The sequence below is a fragment of the Paenibacillus monticola genome (assembly GCF_009664975.1).
GTDB lineage: Bacteria > Bacillota > Bacilli > Paenibacillales > Paenibacillaceae > Paenibacillus_AQ > Paenibacillus_AQ monticola.
Genome location: NZ_WJXB01000013.1, coordinates 183800 through 201743, shown reverse-complemented (window position 1 = coordinate 201743; position 17944 = coordinate 183800). Strand labels below are relative to the sequence as shown.

Sequence of the window (17944 nt, the reverse complement as noted above, 5' to 3'; positions counted from 1 at the left end):
CGCACAATAAGTTTACCGACTTTACCTGTCCTGCTTAGTATCTGGTATACACAGGATAGAGGTCGCTTAAACCTCAGGCCCATTTTCATTACACATTGTGCCCGTCAGGGCATTAAAATTTAGGAGGAACAAAAGTTTATGAAACGCTCTTCTTCCCAACTTATATCCGGCGTAGTGCTTATGGCTCTACTGCTCTCAGCCTGTGGTTCACAAGAGGCTGTCGAAGTAATTGCGCCAACGATTGTGCCTACGCTGGCTCCGCAGCCAACGGTTTCAAGCCAGCCATCACCTCCAGTGGCGCCTTCGACGCCATTCGTATCTACTTTAACAGGGCTTCCGGTCACTGAAGCAACGCTTCCCCGTCCGTTATCCATTATGATTAATAATGCCCCTGCAGCTCGGCCGCAATCCGGTATAAGTGAGGCGGATATTCTGTATGAAGTGCTTGCTGAAGGCGGCATTACACGGCTCATCGGGATTTTCCAAAGCCATCCCGGGATCGTTAAGATCGGCCCGATCCGCAGCATCCGACCTTATCTGATTGATATTGGCGAGAGTTATGGCGGTGTAACGGTACATGCCGGGGGCAGTCCGGCGGCGTACGCTATTTTGCAAAAGCAGAAGAAAGAGGATATGGATGAGATTGGTCGTGCTGGAGCATACTTCTGGCGGGATAAGACTCGCAAAGCACCACATAATTTATACAGCAATTCAGCGAAGCTGCGGGAAGGTGCGCTGAAGCTAGGATTCGCAGAGGATACGGCGGTTCCCGGATATCTTTTTAATAATCCCGACTACATACCTACAGACGGAGAAGCTGCGCAAGCGTTCAGTGTGAACTTTCTGCTGAAGAGCTATACCGTTGGCTACAAATATGATACGGAGCGGCGTACCTACCAGCGTATTGTGAATGGTAAACCCCATTTGGATCTCAATAACGACAATCCGGTGGAAGCTGCCAATGTGATAGTGATGGGTGCGGATCATAAGGTGCTTGACGATGTGGGAAGACTTCAGGTGGATGTTGAATTGGGTGGAGAGGCGCTGCTCTTCCAGCGCGGACAAGTCATCAAGGGCAGGTGGTCGCGTCAGCCGGATGATGTGATTAGGTTCGTGAAGGATGGAAAAGAGGCCTTAATGTACCCGGGTATCACTCATATCCTGATTGTCCCTAATTCACCCTCATTTAGCAGCCATGTAGTTTATAACCAGGCAGAAAGTACAACGTAAGGAATACGAGGTGTAAAATGGAACGCGTGATTATTTTCCCTGTTACAGGAAATTATTAATAGAGTGTAAAAAGTTCGTTTCTTTTACTTCTATCCCTTGTACGAATATGATAAGATAACAAAGGTTGTCATTCATTTTCATGCTTTTTACATATGGGTGACTTCGAGTTATCACGGTAATATTATGTAGAGGGGTTTAAACAATGAAGTTGAGAAAAAAGGACATATTCTTTGAGACGCTGGAAAATATGGCGGATACGATTGTCCAAGCTGCGGATTACTTTGCCCAGAATATAAGCGATCTTCGTAATAATGTGGAGAAATTCGCCACACAGATGAAGGTGTACGAGAACCAATGCGATACTTACACGCATACGGTTATTAAGGAATTGAATAAGACGTTCATTACGCCACTAGAACGTGACGACATTATGGATTTGATTACAAGCATGGATGATGTCATGGATGGCCTGGAGGCTTCAGCCTCACGTTTCTATATGTATAACCTGCTGGAAGCGGATGAATATATTATGCAGTTTGCGGAAATTCTTCGGCAGTGCGCCTATGAAATCCAAAAAGCCATTCATTTGCTCTCCCAGAAGAAGCTATTGGCCATTCGTGAGTATACAATCCGTCTGAATGAACTAGAGAACCAAGGCGATGATGTGCTGCGTATTTGTACTAAAGCCTTGTTTGAAAAAGTGAAGGACCCTATTGAGCTTATTAAGCGCAAAGAGTTGTATGAGCGGTTGGAGACGACCACGGATAAATGTGAAGACGTAGCCAACATGCTGGAATCGATCATCATGCGTAACTCATAAGGGGCCCGGGAATATGGAAACATCATTGTTTATGATAGGTTTTGTTGTTTTTCTCGCACTTGCGTTCGATTTCATCAATGGGTTCCATGATACTGCCAACGCAATTGCTACCTCAGTTTCCACACGGGCACTTAAGCCACGTACGGCTATTGTTATGGCAGCCTCTATGAACTTCATCGGAGCCTTGCTATTTACAGGCGTAGCCAAAAAGATTGGTGGAAGCATTACCGATCCGACCCTGCTGGATAACGGAATAAATATCGTGATTGCAACTCTGATTGCGGCGATTATCTGGAATCTGGTCACCTGGTGGTTCGGAATTCCATCTTCCTCATCTCATGCTTTGATTGGTGCGCTGGCTGGTGCAGTTTATGTTGGCGCCGGATCGGCCCACATCAACTGGAGCGGCTTTATTGAAATTGTCGAGGGACTTATTCTCTCCCCGCTGATTGCATTTGCTGTAGGTTATATAATAATGACCATCCTGAAGTGGATCTTCGCCAAGAAAAGTCCGCATACAGTGAATAAAGGCTTCCGTTCGATGCAGATCGTTACGGCTGCGCTTCAATCCTTTACACATGGTACGAATGATGCCCAGAAGGCGATGGGGATTATCACCTTTGCGCTTGTTACCTCAGGAAATCTGGAGTCGATGGATGTGGTTCCTCTGTGGGTTAAGATTGCAGCGGCTACATCGATGGCGCTTGGTACTTCCATTGGGGGCTGGAAGATCATCAAGACGATGGGTACAAAGATTTTTAAAATCGAGCCGATCAACGGTTTTGCCGCGGATATCTCGGGAGCTTCCGTTATTTTCTCGGCCACGTTGTTGAATCTGCCAGTTAGTACAACGCATGCCATCACCTCGGCTATTCTGGGTGTAGGTTCCGCCAAACGCTTTTCCGCAGTGAAATGGGGATTAGCCGGACGGATTGTAATTACCTGGTTTATAACAATTCCACTCAGCGCTGTGCTGGCTGGATTAATATTTAAGATCATTTTCTAAGAAGGCTGAACCATGTTAGCCTTTATACTTTTAATAAGAGAAACGGGTAACGCCTATCGAGGGCGTTACCCGTTTCTTTGTATTTAGAAACATGAATGTCATAAAAAGTTACAACGAATTGATAAAAAACATTAATCGGAGCGAAAAGAAAATGAAATATCTCACGCTTTGAAAAGAAAATGACGCGAATTAATTAGTGCAAAGGTAGGATTATATAGTTTTATGTAGTCTTTGAGGTAAGGTGTGTTTTAAGTGTTACTTAAGTTAACAGAGGGTGCTGATATACATTTTATAGCGAAGGGGGCCTGTCGTTGATCGACTTTCATCAGGTGGAGAAACATTACGGACAATTCCATGTATTGAAAACAATTGACCTGCATGTTCAGGAAGGGGAAGTCGTTGTAGTGGTAGGTCCTTCCGGCTCAGGTAAGAGCACAATGTTGCGCTGTATTAACCGGCTGGAGACGATTACGAGCGGTGGGTTAACCGTGGACAATATCACTGTAAATGATCGCAAGACAGATATTAACAAGCTGCGCAAAGAGATCGGCATGGTATTCCAGCATTTCAATCTGTATCCGCATAAAAAGGTGATCGATAATATTACGCTGGCTCCTATTAAGGTGCTTGGACTATCCAAGGTAGAAGCTGAGGAAATCGCAATGTCCTATCTGGAAAAGGTGGGTATCGCTGAGAAGGCACTAGCCTATCCGTCCCAGCTGTCCGGTGGTCAGCAGCAACGGGTCGCAATTGCCCGGGGGTTGGCCATGAAGCCGAAGATTATGTTATTCGACGAACCCACATCAGCGCTTGACCCAGAAATGGTTGGCGAAGTGCTGGACGTAATGCGCACACTGGCCAATGAAGGGATGACGATGGTTATCGTTACTCACGAAATGGGCTTTGCCCGTGAGGTGGCAGATCGGGTCATCTTTATGGATCAGGGTCAAATCGTCGAAGAGGCAGAACCAGAGCAATTCTTCGCTAGTCCGCGTGAAGAGCGGACTCGTACTTTTCTCAGCCGTGTATTAAGCCATTAAAAATATAGGAATCCGGGGAGGAAATAGAATGAAAATGACAAAGAGTTGGAAGCTGCTAAGTGTGATGATGGTTGCTGCTTTGTTCGTGATTGCGGGTTGTGGCAACAATAACGCTGCTAATAATACTGCTGGGAATGGTAATGCTGCTGGAGGAGAGACCACTTCAGAAGCTATCGCCAAGATTAAAGAACGCGGCAAACTGCTGGTCGGAGTTAAATATGATACAAAGCTGTTTGGGCTGAAAGATCCAGGTTCCGGTGAAGTGGAAGGTTTCGATATCGACATTTCCAAAGCCATCGCCAAACATATTCTAGGTGACGAAAATGCGATCGAGCTGAAGGAAGTAACTTCAAAGACGCGTATCCCGATGTTGAATAACGGTGAAATCGATATGGTTGTCGCTACGATGACTATTACGGAAGAGCGCAAAAAGGAAGTTGATTTCTCTGATGTTTACTTCCAGGCTGGACAATCGTTGCTGGTGAAGAAGGGCAGTCCAATTACCGGTATCCAAGATGTAACGAAGGATACAAAGGTACTGGGTTCTAAAGGTGCAACTTCAATCAAGAACATTAAAGAAAAAGTTCCGGGCATCACTGTCTTGGAATTTGATAACTATCAGGATGCATTCAGTGCTCTGAAAGCCGGACAAGGGGATGCATTGACTACCGATGACTCCATTCTGTACGGAATGGCAGCACAAGATCCAGGTTATGAAGTTGTGGGCGAACCGTTTACCGACGAGCCTTATGGAATAGCTGTACAAAAAGGTAACACAGATGTAGTTCAAGCCGTTAATGATACACTGGCTGAACTGAAAACGAGCGGCGATTATGATGCTATTTATACCAAATGGATCGGTAAAGCTCCAACGAAATAAGTAGAAGAGCGCTCGCTTTTTGGTAACTGCGGTGAATGTCCCCTCCGTTACTTTTGCCTTTAGTTTTTGGTTTATCTTATATAGTTTGTTATTCTCATAAGCAGTAGCGAGAGGATGGAGCGGAATAAACCCGCTCCATCCTTTCGTGAAATTTGAATTTGTATTAATTTTAAGGTACTAATATCTAGGCAAGGGGAGGTGACATCTATGGATTTTTCGATATTGACCGATCATTTCGGCTCCTATATGGAAGGTTTTTATAATACGATTCTGTCCAGTTTACTAGCGCTCTGCGGTAGCTTTCTGCTGGGAGCATTGATCGCCATATTTCGGATTACTCCGGTCAAGGGGCTGCGCTGGTTCGGAACAGGGTACGTCGAGTTTATTCGTAATATTCCGCTATTGCTCGTAGTGTATATTTTCTTTTACGGCCCTTCAGCTTTAGGCTTTCCGCTTGACGGTTTTATAGCCGGGACCATTGGGTTATCGGTATATACATCAGCCTTTATCGCAGAAGCTATTCGCGCAGGGATCATGGCTGTTCCTAAAGGTCAAACCGAGGCTGCACGTTCCTCTGGACTGAATTACGCACAGACGATGGTGCATATTATTTTGCCTCAAGCGATCAAACTGGTAATTCCGCCACTGGGCAATCAGTTCATTAACCTAATTAAGAACTCCTCCGTGCTGACGCTAGTCGCCGGCCTGGATCTGATGTACTTTGCGGACGGGATTTCAACGGAAACCTACCGTACATTTGATACCTACATTTTCGTAGCCATGTTCTATCTGGTGCTGACACTGCCGCTCAGTTACGCGATGAGAGTATGGGAGCGCAGGCTGCAGCGTAAATACTAAGAGAAGGCTTAATTGGCGGAGCCTTCGATAGTTGCTTGCGAACTTAGCTTTGCTTGGCAAAGCTTTGAATTCTAGTGATACAAATAACGGAGGGAAGGCTTGGAGCTGTAGAAGCGTTAGCGTTCGCCTTTATCCTCGGATTTCTACCGCGAGAGGCGGTTCAAATCAGGAAATATGAGGATAACAGCGATCGGAAGCTCAAGACTTCACGCAGTGATAATATAAATCACAATATTTCAAGACTTTGCTATGTAAAGCATTAAGGAGGGATTATATGGATTTTGCAGGTGCGTACTCCACCGATAATTTGAAGTTTTTACTGGATGGCTTGTATATTACGCTAATCGTAGCTTTTATTTCGATCATACTCAGCTTTGTGATTGGTTGTATAGTCGGTGTGATTCGTTACTCGGCAATACCTGTGTTGTCACCGATCATGTTCGTGATTGTAGAGCTTATTCGGAATTTGCCGTTGCTCTTGATTATATTTTTTATTCGCTTTGCACTGCCGGAGGTCGGCATTAAGTTGGGACTCATTACAGCAGCCATCGCGGCCTTAACAATATTTGAAGCGGCGATGATTGCCGAAATTGTGCGTGGGGGATTAACCTCAGTCGATAAGGGGCAGATTGAAGCGGCACGTTCCTCCGGGTTGACCAACTTTCAGACCTTATGGCATATCGTGCTGCCGCAGGGGCTGCGCCGTATGGTTCCACCATTGGTGAGCCAATTCATTTCTTTGCTCAAGGATACCTCCTTAGCTGTGGTCATTTCACTGCCGGAGCTAATGCATAACGCAAACATCGTGATTGGACATGGGTACAGTTACGCGATACCAACATTGCTGCTTGTTGCTCTGATCTATTTTAGCGTCAACTTCTTATTGTCCATGTTGTCTAGAAGATTGGAGACTAAAACGGTCTGAGATTTAGGAGATAGTAGGCCTCCGCGTATGAAATCATTTGTCATTATGGTAGTATAGTTGTCAACATCTCTTGGCAGGAGCAGTGATGATGGGACAATCTATTCTAAAAAATAAATACATGCAGATTCTCGTGGTAGCCGCCGGAACGGCAGTAGCTGGAGAATTCAAGATTAATCCATTTGATGGCGACATCTTCCGGATTGCTATGGGCAGCAGCGCCTTTCTACTGTTCTTGCTTCTGATGAAGCAGCTTCCTTATGTGAGTACCGGACTCGTGACCGGCACCGTAGTACTGCTGTTCCGAACTGGAATGGACGCTATGGAAGGCAGTAGCCTGACGTTCTTGCAGAGTATGAATAGCCACTTTTCAGCTATGGTCTATTATATTGTATTTGCAGTATTGATGAATCTGATCAAGAGTCGGCTAGACACTTTTCATCCACTTGTACTGGGTGGCGTTGCGGCGTTGATCGATTTGCTGTCGAACGAAATGGAGCTGCTGACCCGGCTGATTGTACTGGATTCGACTTCTTTTAAACTGAACGAGTGGACTTATCTGATGGCTATTGCTGTACTTCGCACGTATTTTACTACCGGAGTGTATAGCAGTATTTCTGTCAGCCAGCTGCGGATTGCCCAGACGGAACAGAATCGGCGGATGGAGCAAATGCTCGGCTTCGGTTCTGGATTGTATGGTGAGGTTTTCTATTTGAAGAAGTCGATAGGAACGCTGGAGAATGTAACTTTGAACAGCTTTGAGCTGTATCGTGGTCTCAAGGGAGAAGGACTTCAAGCGTACAGCCGACAGGTGCTGGATATTACCCAGGAGATTCACGAGGTGAAGAAGGATTCACAGCGCATTCTAGCGGGTCTGGTCAAGCTTGTTGACCGTGAAGTTACAGGCGATATGCCGCTTTCGGGAATTCTCCGTTTTGCAGTAAAGAGCAATACCAAATATGCCGAAATGCTAGGCAAAGAAATCACCTTCAATGTTAATATAACCTCTGATTATACCACCGCAAGCTACATTCCTCTGCTGACACTGCTTAACAATCTTACCGCCAATGCGGTTGAAGTGATTAAAGGTAAAGGGAAAGTGTCCCTTGATGCTTATGAAAAAGGTGAAACCACCATATTCTCCGTTACCGACAGTGGTTCAGGAATCAAAGATCGTGACCGTGAGCTGCTATTTGAGCCAGGGTTTACCACCAAGTTCGATGATGAGGGTGTAGCCGCAACAGGGATTGGCCTCTCGCATGTGCGCGATATTGTGCATTTGTTTGAGGGGGAGATTGTGGTCAGTCAGGCTTCTCACACAGGTGGAGCTATGTTTCAGATTATAATTCGGACGGCTAAGCTGCGGAAGGAGGAATAGAGGATGCCGCTTTCTTTCTGTATAGTGGATGACGATGGAGCCGCAAGAAGAATGCTGCAGCATATTATCGAAGACAGTGGTCTTGGCGAAGTGACGGGTATGGCCGAAAATGGGCAAGATGGAGTACGGCTGATTCTTAGTGAATCTCCAGATATCGTGCTGATGGACCTGTTGATGCCTGATCAGGATGGGATTGAGACTATTAATTCCCTACAGGCTCAAGGATGCCGTTCCAAATTCGTGATGATCTCGCAGATCGAGAATGGGGATATGGTGAGTCGGGCGTACCGGAGCGGAATTGAGTTCTTTATCCGCAAGCCAATCAACAAGATTGAAGTGGAGTCGGTGCTGTACAAGGTAAATGAGCGATATGCCATTAATCGTTATCTGGAGGAGATTAAGTCCAGTCTGGTCAAGCTGGAGGGCTTGCAATTTGGCGCTCCGCCGACAGCTTCATTTAAACGTTCGGTGAAGGAAGTTATCCAGCCGATTCTGATGAATATAGGTATGATCAGCGAAAGTGGCAGCCGTGATATTATTACGATTATGGAGCTGGTATCGGCCAAAGAGGATACAGGAAGCTTGCCGCCGCTCAAAGAATTATACGAAATGGCTGCTGCTAGTTATAAAAGTGATCCCGCTGAAGCTGCCAAAGAGGTTAAAGCTATTGAGCAACGCCTGCGCCGTGCGCTAACTGCGGGCTTGACTAATCTGGCAGCAATTGGACTGACGGATTACGGAAATCCCAAGTTCGAGCATTATGCACCGCTCTATTTTGATTTTGAAGAGGTGCGTCTGAAGATGAAGGAAATTGAGCTGGGCCGGGAATCCGGCAAGGTCAAAGTGAACATCAAGAAGTTTCTGCAGGTTCTGCATTTGGAGCTGCAGGAAGGGATTGGGCGGTAAAGACGAAGTGCATAGCTACTTGAAGTAATGGAGCCTCCGGAGCCGCTGATCAGCGGGCTGGCGGTTATTTTTTTTGTGCTATTCGGTGCTGATTTGGGAAGAACAGGCATCATGCGGTACAATGTAGGCGTGGGATACGATAAAACGGAGGAACTTATTTTATGATACGTACTATGGCGGTAACACATAAGGGTGAAGTTCTATTGGGAATTCCGCTGATGGATATCCAGTTGGACAAGTATACCTGGATCTGGGCAGACTTTGCTACACCTACGGATGAGGAGACCTTACTGCTGGACCAGTATTTTCATTTTCATCCCTTGGCAATTGAGGATTGTATGCATATTTTGCAGCGTCCGAAGCTCGATTATTATGAGAATGTGCAGTTCTTCGTCCTACATGCCTTGAATGACCGCACGCTTGAGGCGGAAGAGATTGACCTGTTTCTGAGCGAGAAATTCCTGGTATCTTATCACCATCAGGAAAAAACAGAGATGAATGAAGCCTGGGAACAGGTGAAAAGTGAAATACATAGCCGCAAAGGATGGTCGGGCGGGCCGATGGCTGCCGGTTATAGAGTGATGGATAAACTGGTAGATAAATATTTTCCAAGCCTCTATAGCATTGAAGATGAACTTGCTGATCTGGAGAGTAGAGGCAGTAGTCAGTCGGTGGAGGAGCTGATGAGACAGGTATTCGATGTACGTGGGCGGCTGTTGAAGCTGCGCCGGACGATTGTGCCGATGCGGGACCTGATGTACCGGATTGTCAACTCACAGCATGTCCAGAACAATGGTGAGGAACGGATCTATTTTGGTGATATTTATGACCACCTGCTGAAGCTGACGGATATGATTGAGGTTGACCGTGAAATGACTGCCGATCTCCGTGATAGTTATATCTCACTCAATTCCAACCGGATGAATTCCATTATGAAGACACTAACTGTAATTACCACGGTATTCATGCCCCTGACGCTTATTGCCGGGATCTATGGGATGAACTTTAGGGTGATGCCGGAGCTAGATTGGAGCTATGGTTACTTTGGGGTGCTACTGCTGATGCTAGGGTTAGGTATGGGTATGTTTCGCTGGTTTCGGCGGAGTGGCTGGTTTAAGTAAAAGGGTTCGAAAGCAGCTGCAAGGCAATACTCCAAGCTGCTGCTGCAAAAGTAACAGCGTATGCCAACTGGCATACGCTGTTATGCGTTCGTGTACACAGGTAATGAGGAGCGTAAGTATAACTGGTGAACGCCACCGCTTATTTGCGGCGGCGCTTGCCAGAGGTTGGAGTGGAACGCCGGCGGCTCGGAGGAGAGGACTTGCGGCGCTGCGTGGAGCGTCTTTTTTTACGGCGATTGGGTTTATACAGGGCTGCATCTTCTTCAGCTGCCAGAGCCCCTGCTGCCAATGCGCCTGCTGCGGCGCCTTTACCGAACCCACCCATCACGAGCTTGACCATAGGCGCCATTTGCTGAAAGCCGGACATCACCTTTTGTACCTTGCCCATCGAGCTCACGATTCCGTCAATACCGCCCATACGGTCGATAAAGCCTTTAATCTGATCCATATTCGCGAGATTGCCGAGTCCGCCAAGATTTCCGAGCAGTCCGCCTGCTTTGGAGGTTACAGCTTCGGCTGCTTCAGGTACCGCCAGAGCAGTACTGGCAGCTCCTGCTCCGTAAGCAGGGAATATTCCGGTTTCCCCAGGGATTGGCGCCTGCACGTATGGACTGATGCCGGGATAGGGTGATGTATTAAACGGCTCGGCCAGCGAACGATGGCCCCGGCGGGAATGATTGTAGTAATGATCAGGCATAATATCACATTCCTTCGTTAGTGGTTTACTTTACTGTATGTCATGGGCGAACATACGGTATAGACGAATGCCCGGTTTATCGGGATAGGAGCGGAAAAGGGCGGTTGCCTATTAAGCGCTGGCGGAAGTGAAGAAAGCGTGTCTTTGCTTGATTTTCGGTGCCTATGTAGTACTATAGGAAAGTCGGCAAATGGACCACGAACATAAGAATGGAATTGAATTACATATCTTTTTGTACGCCTGTGGTGGACGGTTGTCCGTGATTTTCACTCATTACAGCGTGAAACCGTTAATGCTTGAAAAAAGCGCTCCAGTACAATATAGTTAAGGCAAGATAGTCACATTATGTTTATGCTTCCGTGAGTCCGTTGTGTACGAAACTTAATTATGTGTAGCTAATGCTGACAATACTTTTAGGGGATGAATACTATGCAGCTGAAAAAGCTAGACGATAGAAGTATTGACCAATTATTTGAGGCCGTCTTAACATTGAAAAATATGGAAGAATGTTATGTCTTCTTTGATGATTTGTGCACAGTGAACGAAATTCAATCACTCTCGCAGCGGCTCGAAGTAGCACGTATGCTGGGTAAAGGCTCCACCTATAACCAGATCGAAGCAGAAACAGGAGCGAGCACGGCGACCATTTCACGCGTGAAGCGTTGCCTGAATTATGGTAATGATGGTTATAAGCTAACACTGGAACGTCTGGGACGATAATCTGTGAAGCCGGGCGTACTTATTATCAGTCACGGCTCCCGCGACGAAACTTGGGTTTCGATCGTTGAGGGAGCTGTAAGCGGTCTGTCGCTGCGGGAAGAAATTCCCGTGGCGGTTTCTTTTTTGGAGCTGGTAGATGGCCGTTTGATTCAAGACGGAATAGATGAGCTGGAAAAGACAGGGGTCACAGATATACTGGTGATCCCGTTGTTTGTTTCTTCGGGCAGTACCCATGTGGATGAAATAGAATATGCGCTCGGCGCCAAGCCTGAGCCTGAACGAGAAACAGATCTTGAGCTCTTCACAGTAAAGGCGAAGGTTCATTATGGCTATCCGGTTGATGATGACCCGGACATTGCCCTAATGATCTGGGATAAGATTCGCGAGCTGTCCAAGGAACCAGAGCGGGAGATAATTCTGCTTGTAGGACATGGCAGTGTGCACGAAGGCTTCCGGCAACGCTGGCAGCAGGGCATTTCGTCACTGGCGGAGCGTGTGCGTGAGGTGAGTGGAATCGCGGCTGCCGATTATGGTCTATTGAATCCGGACAACATTAGAAGTAGGGTAGAGTATTGGCAGGAGCAGGGCTATGATGTGCTGGTGGCTCCGCTTTTTTTGAGTGAAGGCTATTTCACCAAGATTGTGATCCCCGCTAAACTTAAAGGGCTGACCTATGCGTATTCCGGCCAGGCTCTTTTGCCACATCCGCTACTGCCACATTGGATAGAGCACCAAATTGAGATATTGCTGCAACGGGTGCGAATCGAAGGATGAAGCACCTAATGCAACCTCATAACTTCAGAAAAGATAGCGATTCCGCCGTGTTTATTCTGGTGGTTGCCGCATACACATATAGTTAATGCTACCGAATTAGAATAGTAGAGCCAACACAATTTTCTCTAATATTTGATTGTGGGGCACTGAATTGAGTATAATTAGTTAGGTTATCTAATATAAAAACAGGTGGCGTTCCGGTAAATGAAAACTGCGAGATTGATATATAATCCCACTTCTGGACGGGAAGAAATGAAGAAGCGGCTCGCCGATATTCTGGACCGGCTTGATATAGGCGGTATTGAAGCCTCCTGCCATGCAACAACTGGTGAGGGCGATGCCACAGCAGCGGCTGCAGATGCGGTAGAACGCGGTTATGATATGATCATAGCTGCTGGTGGCGATGGCACATTGAATGAGGTTATTAACGGCATGGCGGAGAAGCCGAATCTTCCCCCGCTTGGCGTATTGCCGCTCGGCACAACCAATGATTTCGCGCGGGCCATGGGTATTCCGAAGAACTGGGAAGATTCCTGTGATCTGATTCTGCGCAATGAGATGCGTATGATTGACCTTGGCAAAGCCAACGACCGTTACTTCATTAATATAGCTGGTGGTGGCAGTCTGACTGAGCTAACCTATGAAGTGCCCAGCAGACTGAAGACAATGATGGGACAGCTCGCCTATTATTTAAAAGGCATTGAGAAAATGGCCAGCTTATCTCCTCAGGAGCTAGTGATCCGTGCCAATGGGCAGGAGACGATTTCTGGCGAGTTCATGCTGTTTCTAATCGCCAATACGAATTCTGTAGGCGGATTTGAGAAGCTTGCTCCCGATGCCCGTATCGACGATGGACTATTCGACGTGATTGCCCTCAAGAAATGTACGCTTCCTGAATTCATCCGTCTAGTTAGGCTGGCCCTGAGTGGCAAGCATTTAAAGGATAAAAAGATAATCTATTTCCGCACCGATGCGATGGAAGTCACATCCCCGGGTCCCGTTCAGTTGAACCTGGACGGTGAATTAGGTGGTAATCTGCCGGGTTACTTCCAGGTTCTGCCGCATCATTTGCAGGTTTTTGCCCAGAATAATTAAGCAGCATTACTAATGAAGATAATGAAAGAAGTGAACTTTAAATAATGAGTAAACACCGCAGTAGCCGCAGCACCAGCCGTCGGGAGAGCACGGCGCCTGTAGCCGGACTGCCTGTAAATAAGAATGATGAGGTTCTGCTCGATATCATCGGCATGACTCACGAAGGCGAAGGGGTAGGCCGCGTTGAAGGCTATACCCTTTTTGTGCATGGAGCTCTGCCCGGTGAAAAGGTCCGGGCTAAGGTGCTCAAGACGAAGAAGCAGTACGGCTACGCTAAGCTGCTGCAAATCGTAGAAGCAAGTGGCGACCGCATCGCGCCGCCCTGCGAGATCTATGACCAGTGCGGCGGCTGCCAGCTGCAGCATATGGACTATTCCGCCCAGCTGGCGTGGAAACGCCAACTGGTGGTGGACAACCTGCAGCGGATCGGCAAGCTGACCGTGGCAGAAACGTTGGTGGGTACTGAGCAAGTGGCTAACGGCAGTACGGGGAATGCTGTGGCGACAGTGAACGTAGTGGAAACTCCACTGCAAGCTGGAGCTTCGCTTGCTTCAGCAGAACAGGTGGCTCAGACTGGTATCCTTGTTCGGCCAACGCTCGGTATGACTGAGCCATGGAGATACCGCAACAAGGCCCAAGTGCCCATCGGTGACAGCGAAGGCGGCTTAGTCGGTGGATTCTATGCCCGGAACAGTCACCGGATCATAGATATGGAGACCTGCCTTATTCAGCATGAGAGTAACGATGACGTTCTTCGCCAAGTGAAAGCCATCGGCCGCAAGCTCGGAGTCTCAGCTTACGACGAAGAATCCGGCAAAGGACTGCTGCGTCATGTAGTGGTGAAGGTCGCCTTTCGCACCGGCGAAATGATGATTGTACTCGTCACAAACGGGGACCGTATCCCGCATACTGACGAATGGATCGCAGAAATTCGCCATGCACTCCCGGCTGTAACAAGTATCTGCCAGAACGTGAACACACAGCAGACGAACGTAATCTTTGGAGAACTTACACGTACCCTTTGGGGCAACGATGTAATCTATGACTATATAGGCGACGTGAAATTCGCCATTTCGGCCCGTTCTTTTTACCAAGTGAACCCGCCTCAGACCGAAGTTCTTTATGGAAAAACCGTAGAGTATGCAGGACTTACGGGTAACGAGACCGTGATCGATGCTTATTGTGGAATTGGTACAATATCGTTATTCCTGGCGCAGCATGCCAAGCAGGTCTACGGTGTGGAGATCGTGCCAGAAGCCATCGATGATGCCCGTGCTAATGCTCTGTTGAACGGCATGGGTAACGTGGTGTTCGAAGTAGGAGCATCGGAGGATGTAATCCCGAACTGGAAAGAGCAGGGGATTACAGCAGACGTAATCGTGGTAGACCCACCGCGTAAGGGTTGCGACCCGCGGTTATTAGAAACGATTCTGGCGATGAAGCCGGAGCGGGTGGTGTATGTTTCTTGTAACCCATCGACGCTGGCCAGGGACTTGCGGGTGTTGGAGGATGGTGGGTACAGAACGGTAGAGGTGACACCGGTGGATATGTTCCCGTGGACGGTGCATGTGGAGTCGGTAGCTTTGTTGGTGAAGGGTGGGACAGTGAAATAAAATCCTTTTATTTAATTAGATTTTCAATGTGGGACAGACTTGAAATATTGGTGGTACAGATACTTAAGATCAGACTTGATGTAAAACTGATGTAAAATTCCACCGGATTTCAGCCTAAATGAAAAGAAGACACCGAGGAATTGAAGTGCGCCCTGTCAAGTAGATAAATACAAAGCAATATTTAAGCAGCCTGAATTCGGTATTCATAGGGACTCAGGTTGCTTAGTTCGTTTGGAAACGTGTATGCTTGTAAAAGTGGATGTATAGATATTAAAAGTATTGAATTGAGATTCAATGTAGAAAAGTACGAATAGCTTTTTCTATTTTATTCTTTGCCCCCGTCCCTAAGCATAAGAATAAGCCCGCTGGATGGCAGTGTCTTTGCCATCCAGCGGGCTGTTAGTGTTAGGAACTTAGTGACCGGGTCATTGACCGCTCATTCCTTCGTTACCCTGTCCAAGGAGGAAGAGAGGTGATTTTACGCTAGCGCAGTTACACTTAATAAGACATTGTTATGAAAATGTTGTTTGAGCTATTTTCATAACAGTAATTCTTATCATAATTTTGCTTAGTAGTTATAATCAGGCTCATCAGGCTCATCAGGTTCATATGGCTCTTCGTCATCATCATCATAATCAGGCTCATATGGCTCATCATCATAATCGGGCTCATCGGGTTCATAGGACTCTTCATTATAATCAGACTCATCAGGTTCTTCTTCATCACTACCATTGTCATAGTATTTATCAGTATCAACCTCTATATCGTCTGTCTCAATTTCAATAAATAGTGGATCAATGACAGAGACTTGAATATTAATTATAAAAGGATAAGATTTTTCGAACTCCACTCCATCTCCCCGCCGTAAGTCCCCATCAGATCCATATTGGTGAGTAACATCCACAGATCCATCTACAGAGATATAAATATTATGAGCATCAATATCAGCGACAGAGATCGTATCAATTGTATTGCCATCAACGGTATAATGAGTTGCAAGGATATCAATCTCTTGCATAACATCATTTATGGTTGCTTCTGTAATCTTTTTGTTCAGAAGAGCTTCGTATGATTCAACAATTTGAGTTCGAATTTCATCAATACTAGAAAAGAAATTAAGGAGAAAATCGATGGATTCGGATACAAACGCTTCCCCAACGTCCTTATTTACATCAAATGTACCATCACCGAAATGAGTATATTTGTTCAGTTCCGAAATGACTTTTCCAAGTCGTTTAGCGATAGGAACTAAATCAATCTCTAGCTCGGATTCAATAAACTCATCCTCTAGTCCACTTTTTATAGCATATAGTAGTCGTTGTCGACGAGTTGGTTTATTATCATGCTCGTTCACATACCAGGAGCATGCAAGAACAGCCTCATTTGGGGCTAAACGATGCAAGATTTTGGACATCATTTCTCTAAATTTATGTCCAAAGCTGTTATATTTCATATCGTCCTCAAAATCCAACGACTTTAAGGACGAAATGAGCATCTTTTGCTCATTAGGAGCAAGTCTAGTGGTGATAGGTACTACTTTGTGTTCAAACATGGCGATTGTCCCCTTTTAGTTTTTTTGAATAATCTCCTACTGAAAATCTCGTGCCCTCATACATAGTATAAAAGGATTGTTCTAATCACGAACAGGGTAAAAGTATAGCGAATTCAATTTACGTGGCAATAATTTCGTGCTTTTGATCAGCCAGAGGCCAAACCCTCGAAAAATTAAACAGTTAGGCATTTATCTTACGATGAGCGATAGTGAATTAAACCGATGGCGGCTAGGAAGATCCACCAAGTTCTAACTGTCTTTGATTATTCTCTAAATGGGGATAGTGAGCTTATGATTCAATTTAAAGGGTTTTCCAGACAAAGGAAAAGCCCCTTCCGCCATATTATCAGTAGAAGGGGCTGCGCTTAAAAAATGCTTTTCGGTCTCCGAATTGAAGCTAAGTTCCACATCCTTGACCATTCGCTTATCATCCAAGGTGATCTTCTTGACGATCAGGTGTAGGAGCGTCTTACGCTGCTCGAATGGGGACTTACGGAGCAGTTCGTCGAACCGTTCCATCAGGGAACGCACAAGTTCATAAGGTACTGGTTCTGCCTCGTCACCTCGCAACTCTAGCTCTAACCTGGACTTTCGCGTCAATTCATCGTCCAAATCGCCATTGATGCTATTCAGACGCTCGTAGATAAGGTCACGGTCGATTTGGTCCATTTCGTACAAGGAAAGGTATTCCCGCTTGTTCTCCTTCAGCTTGGCGATTCTAGTCTTTGAGCTAGACAGTTCTGCCTGAAGCGGCTTTATCCGGCCTACTTTCCTCTCATTGACGTTCTTAACGATAGCTTTCAGTAATTGTGGCTTGACGAGTACATTCTTGATCCTATCCGTAACTGCTTGTTCGGCCTCCAGCTTGCGGATACTATTTGCGTGACAGACGGAGCTTCCTTTGCTACGGAAGTTGCCGCAAGAGTAGTACATCCGAGTTACATTGGTGCCGTCCTTCATTTTATTGACTGTTCGACTTGCTGTTATAGCTGATCCACACTCGGGACAACGAATGATTCCAGTCAGCAGATACTCTCCCTCGAAGCGTTTTTTTGGCATGGTACTTTTCCTCTGTCGAAGAAGTTGTACCTTTTCTCATAGATTGTGGTCAATGATTGCCGGATGGAGCCCATCCACAAGAATGGGGTTTGGATTTTTTTTTTTATACGTCGCTTTTCGCTCCAGTTCTCGTATTGGTTATAGCGTATTTTTCCTATGAACATTGGATTATCCAATAGATCGCGTATAGCACAAGTAGAAAATGGACCATTGGTTTTGGTTGTATGCCCGTCTCTGTTTAGCATCGCCAAAAATCAGTCCCTTTACAGAAAA

General features: G+C 46.3%; 19 protein-coding genes. 15 read left to right on the top strand and 4 right to left on the bottom strand.

Annotated features, from left to right (window positions below; genetic code table 11):
- Positions 1 to 138: 138 nt before the first annotated feature.
- The 11 genes from GJB61_RS25720 to corA all read left to right on the top strand — a co-directional run bounded on the left by GJB61_RS25720 (position 139) and on the right by corA (position 10161).
- On the top strand, positions 139 to 1230 hold the full coding sequence (locus GJB61_RS25720; protein ID WP_154121883.1) for a DUF3048 domain-containing protein: 1092 nt from the start codon (positions 139 to 141) through the stop codon (positions 1228 to 1230).
- A 202-nt stretch (positions 1231 to 1432) separates the two neighbouring features.
- Complete coding sequence (locus GJB61_RS25715) at positions 1433 to 2050, top strand: DUF47 domain-containing protein (RefSeq protein ID WP_154121882.1); 618 nt, start codon at positions 1433 to 1435, stop codon at positions 2048 to 2050.
- Positions 2051 to 2063: 13 nt separating this feature from the next.
- Entirely contained in the window at positions 2064 to 3056 is a 993-nt protein-coding gene (locus GJB61_RS25710) for an inorganic phosphate transporter (protein WP_154121881.1), read from the top strand.
- Positions 3057 to 3367: 311 nt separating this feature from the next.
- On the top strand, positions 3368 to 4096 hold the full coding sequence (locus GJB61_RS25705) for an amino acid ABC transporter ATP-binding protein (protein ID WP_154121880.1): 729 nt from the start codon (positions 3368 to 3370) through the stop codon (positions 4094 to 4096).
- A gap of 28 nt (positions 4097 to 4124) precedes the next feature.
- A complete protein-coding gene (locus GJB61_RS25700; protein ID WP_276568321.1) occupies positions 4125 to 4976 on the top strand; it encodes a glutamate ABC transporter substrate-binding protein in 852 nt (283 codons plus the stop codon).
- 207 nt (positions 4977 to 5183) lie between these two features.
- On the top strand, positions 5184 to 5834 hold the full coding sequence (locus GJB61_RS25695; protein WP_154121879.1) for an amino acid ABC transporter permease: 651 nt from the start codon (positions 5184 to 5186) through the stop codon (positions 5832 to 5834).
- Positions 5835 to 6108: 274 nt separating this feature from the next.
- Complete coding sequence (locus tag GJB61_RS25690) at positions 6109 to 6759, top strand: amino acid ABC transporter permease (RefSeq protein ID WP_154121878.1); 651 nt, start codon at positions 6109 to 6111, stop codon at positions 6757 to 6759.
- Between the two features lie 85 nt (positions 6760 to 6844).
- A complete protein-coding gene (locus GJB61_RS25685; protein WP_229522448.1) occupies positions 6845 to 8134 on the top strand; it encodes an ATP-binding protein in 1290 nt (429 codons plus the stop codon).
- A 3-nt stretch (positions 8135 to 8137) separates the two neighbouring features.
- On the top strand, positions 8138 to 9040 hold the full coding sequence (locus tag GJB61_RS25680; RefSeq protein WP_154121877.1) for a response regulator: 903 nt from the start codon (positions 8138 to 8140) through the stop codon (positions 9038 to 9040).
- A 27-nt stretch (positions 9041 to 9067) separates the two neighbouring features.
- Entirely contained in the window at positions 9068 to 9205 is a 138-nt protein-coding gene (locus GJB61_RS31370; RefSeq protein ID WP_195724478.1) for a hypothetical protein, read from the top strand.
- Positions 9202 to 10161, top strand: coding sequence for a magnesium/cobalt transporter CorA (gene corA / locus GJB61_RS25675; protein WP_154121876.1), 960 nt, complete (start codon positions 9202 to 9204; stop codon positions 10159 to 10161). Before GJB61_RS31370 ends, corA begins: the two co-directional genes overlap by 4 nt.
- 139 nt (positions 10162 to 10300) lie before the next feature.
- On the opposite strand, the gene GJB61_RS25670 is transcribed toward corA, so the two are convergent.
- Positions 10301 to 10858: a tyrosine protein kinase gene (locus tag GJB61_RS25670; protein ID WP_154121875.1), complete on the bottom strand. Its 558-nt coding sequence runs from the start codon at positions 10856 to 10858 to the stop codon at positions 10301 to 10303.
- Positions 10859 to 11287: 429 nt separating this feature from the next.
- Between GJB61_RS25670 and GJB61_RS25665 the strand changes: the two genes are divergently transcribed.
- From GJB61_RS25665 to rlmD, 4 genes are all read left to right on the top strand, one after another.
- Positions 11288 to 11578 carry a YerC/YecD family TrpR-related protein gene (locus tag GJB61_RS25665; protein ID WP_154121874.1) on the top strand — a complete coding sequence of 97 codons (291 nt, stop codon included), beginning with the start codon at positions 11288 to 11290 and terminating at the stop codon, positions 11576 to 11578.
- A gap of 3 nt (positions 11579 to 11581) precedes the next feature.
- Positions 11582 to 12352: a sirohydrochlorin chelatase gene (locus tag GJB61_RS25660; protein ID WP_338116122.1), complete on the top strand. Its 771-nt coding sequence runs from the start codon at positions 11582 to 11584 to the stop codon at positions 12350 to 12352.
- A 204-nt stretch (positions 12353 to 12556) separates the two neighbouring features.
- Entirely contained in the window at positions 12557 to 13447 is an 891-nt protein-coding gene (locus tag GJB61_RS25655) for a diacylglycerol kinase (protein ID WP_154121873.1), read from the top strand.
- A 44-nt stretch (positions 13448 to 13491) separates the two neighbouring features.
- Positions 13492 to 15060 carry a 23S rRNA (uracil(1939)-C(5))-methyltransferase RlmD gene (gene rlmD, locus GJB61_RS25650; RefSeq protein ID WP_154121872.1) on the top strand — a complete coding sequence of 523 codons (1569 nt, stop codon included), beginning with the start codon at positions 13492 to 13494 and terminating at the stop codon, positions 15058 to 15060.
- 568 nt (positions 15061 to 15628) lie between these two features.
- On the opposite strand, the gene GJB61_RS25645 is transcribed toward rlmD, so the two are convergent.
- From GJB61_RS25645 to GJB61_RS25635, 3 genes are all read right to left on the bottom strand, one after another.
- On the bottom strand, positions 15629 to 16612 hold the full coding sequence (locus GJB61_RS25645) for a pPIWI-associating nuclease domain-containing protein (RefSeq protein WP_154121871.1): 984 nt from the start codon (positions 16610 to 16612) through the stop codon (positions 15629 to 15631).
- 270 nt (positions 16613 to 16882) lie between these two features.
- A complete protein-coding gene (locus tag GJB61_RS25640; protein WP_154121870.1) occupies positions 16883 to 17671 on the bottom strand; it encodes a recombinase zinc ribbon domain-containing protein in 789 nt (262 codons plus the stop codon).
- Positions 17635 to 17916 carry a recombinase family protein gene (locus GJB61_RS25635; protein ID WP_229522453.1) on the bottom strand — a complete coding sequence of 94 codons (282 nt, stop codon included), beginning with the start codon at positions 17914 to 17916 and terminating at the stop codon, positions 17635 to 17637. The genes GJB61_RS25640 and GJB61_RS25635 overlap by 37 nt, the downstream gene beginning before the upstream one ends.
- Positions 17917 to 17944 lie beyond the last annotated feature (28 nt).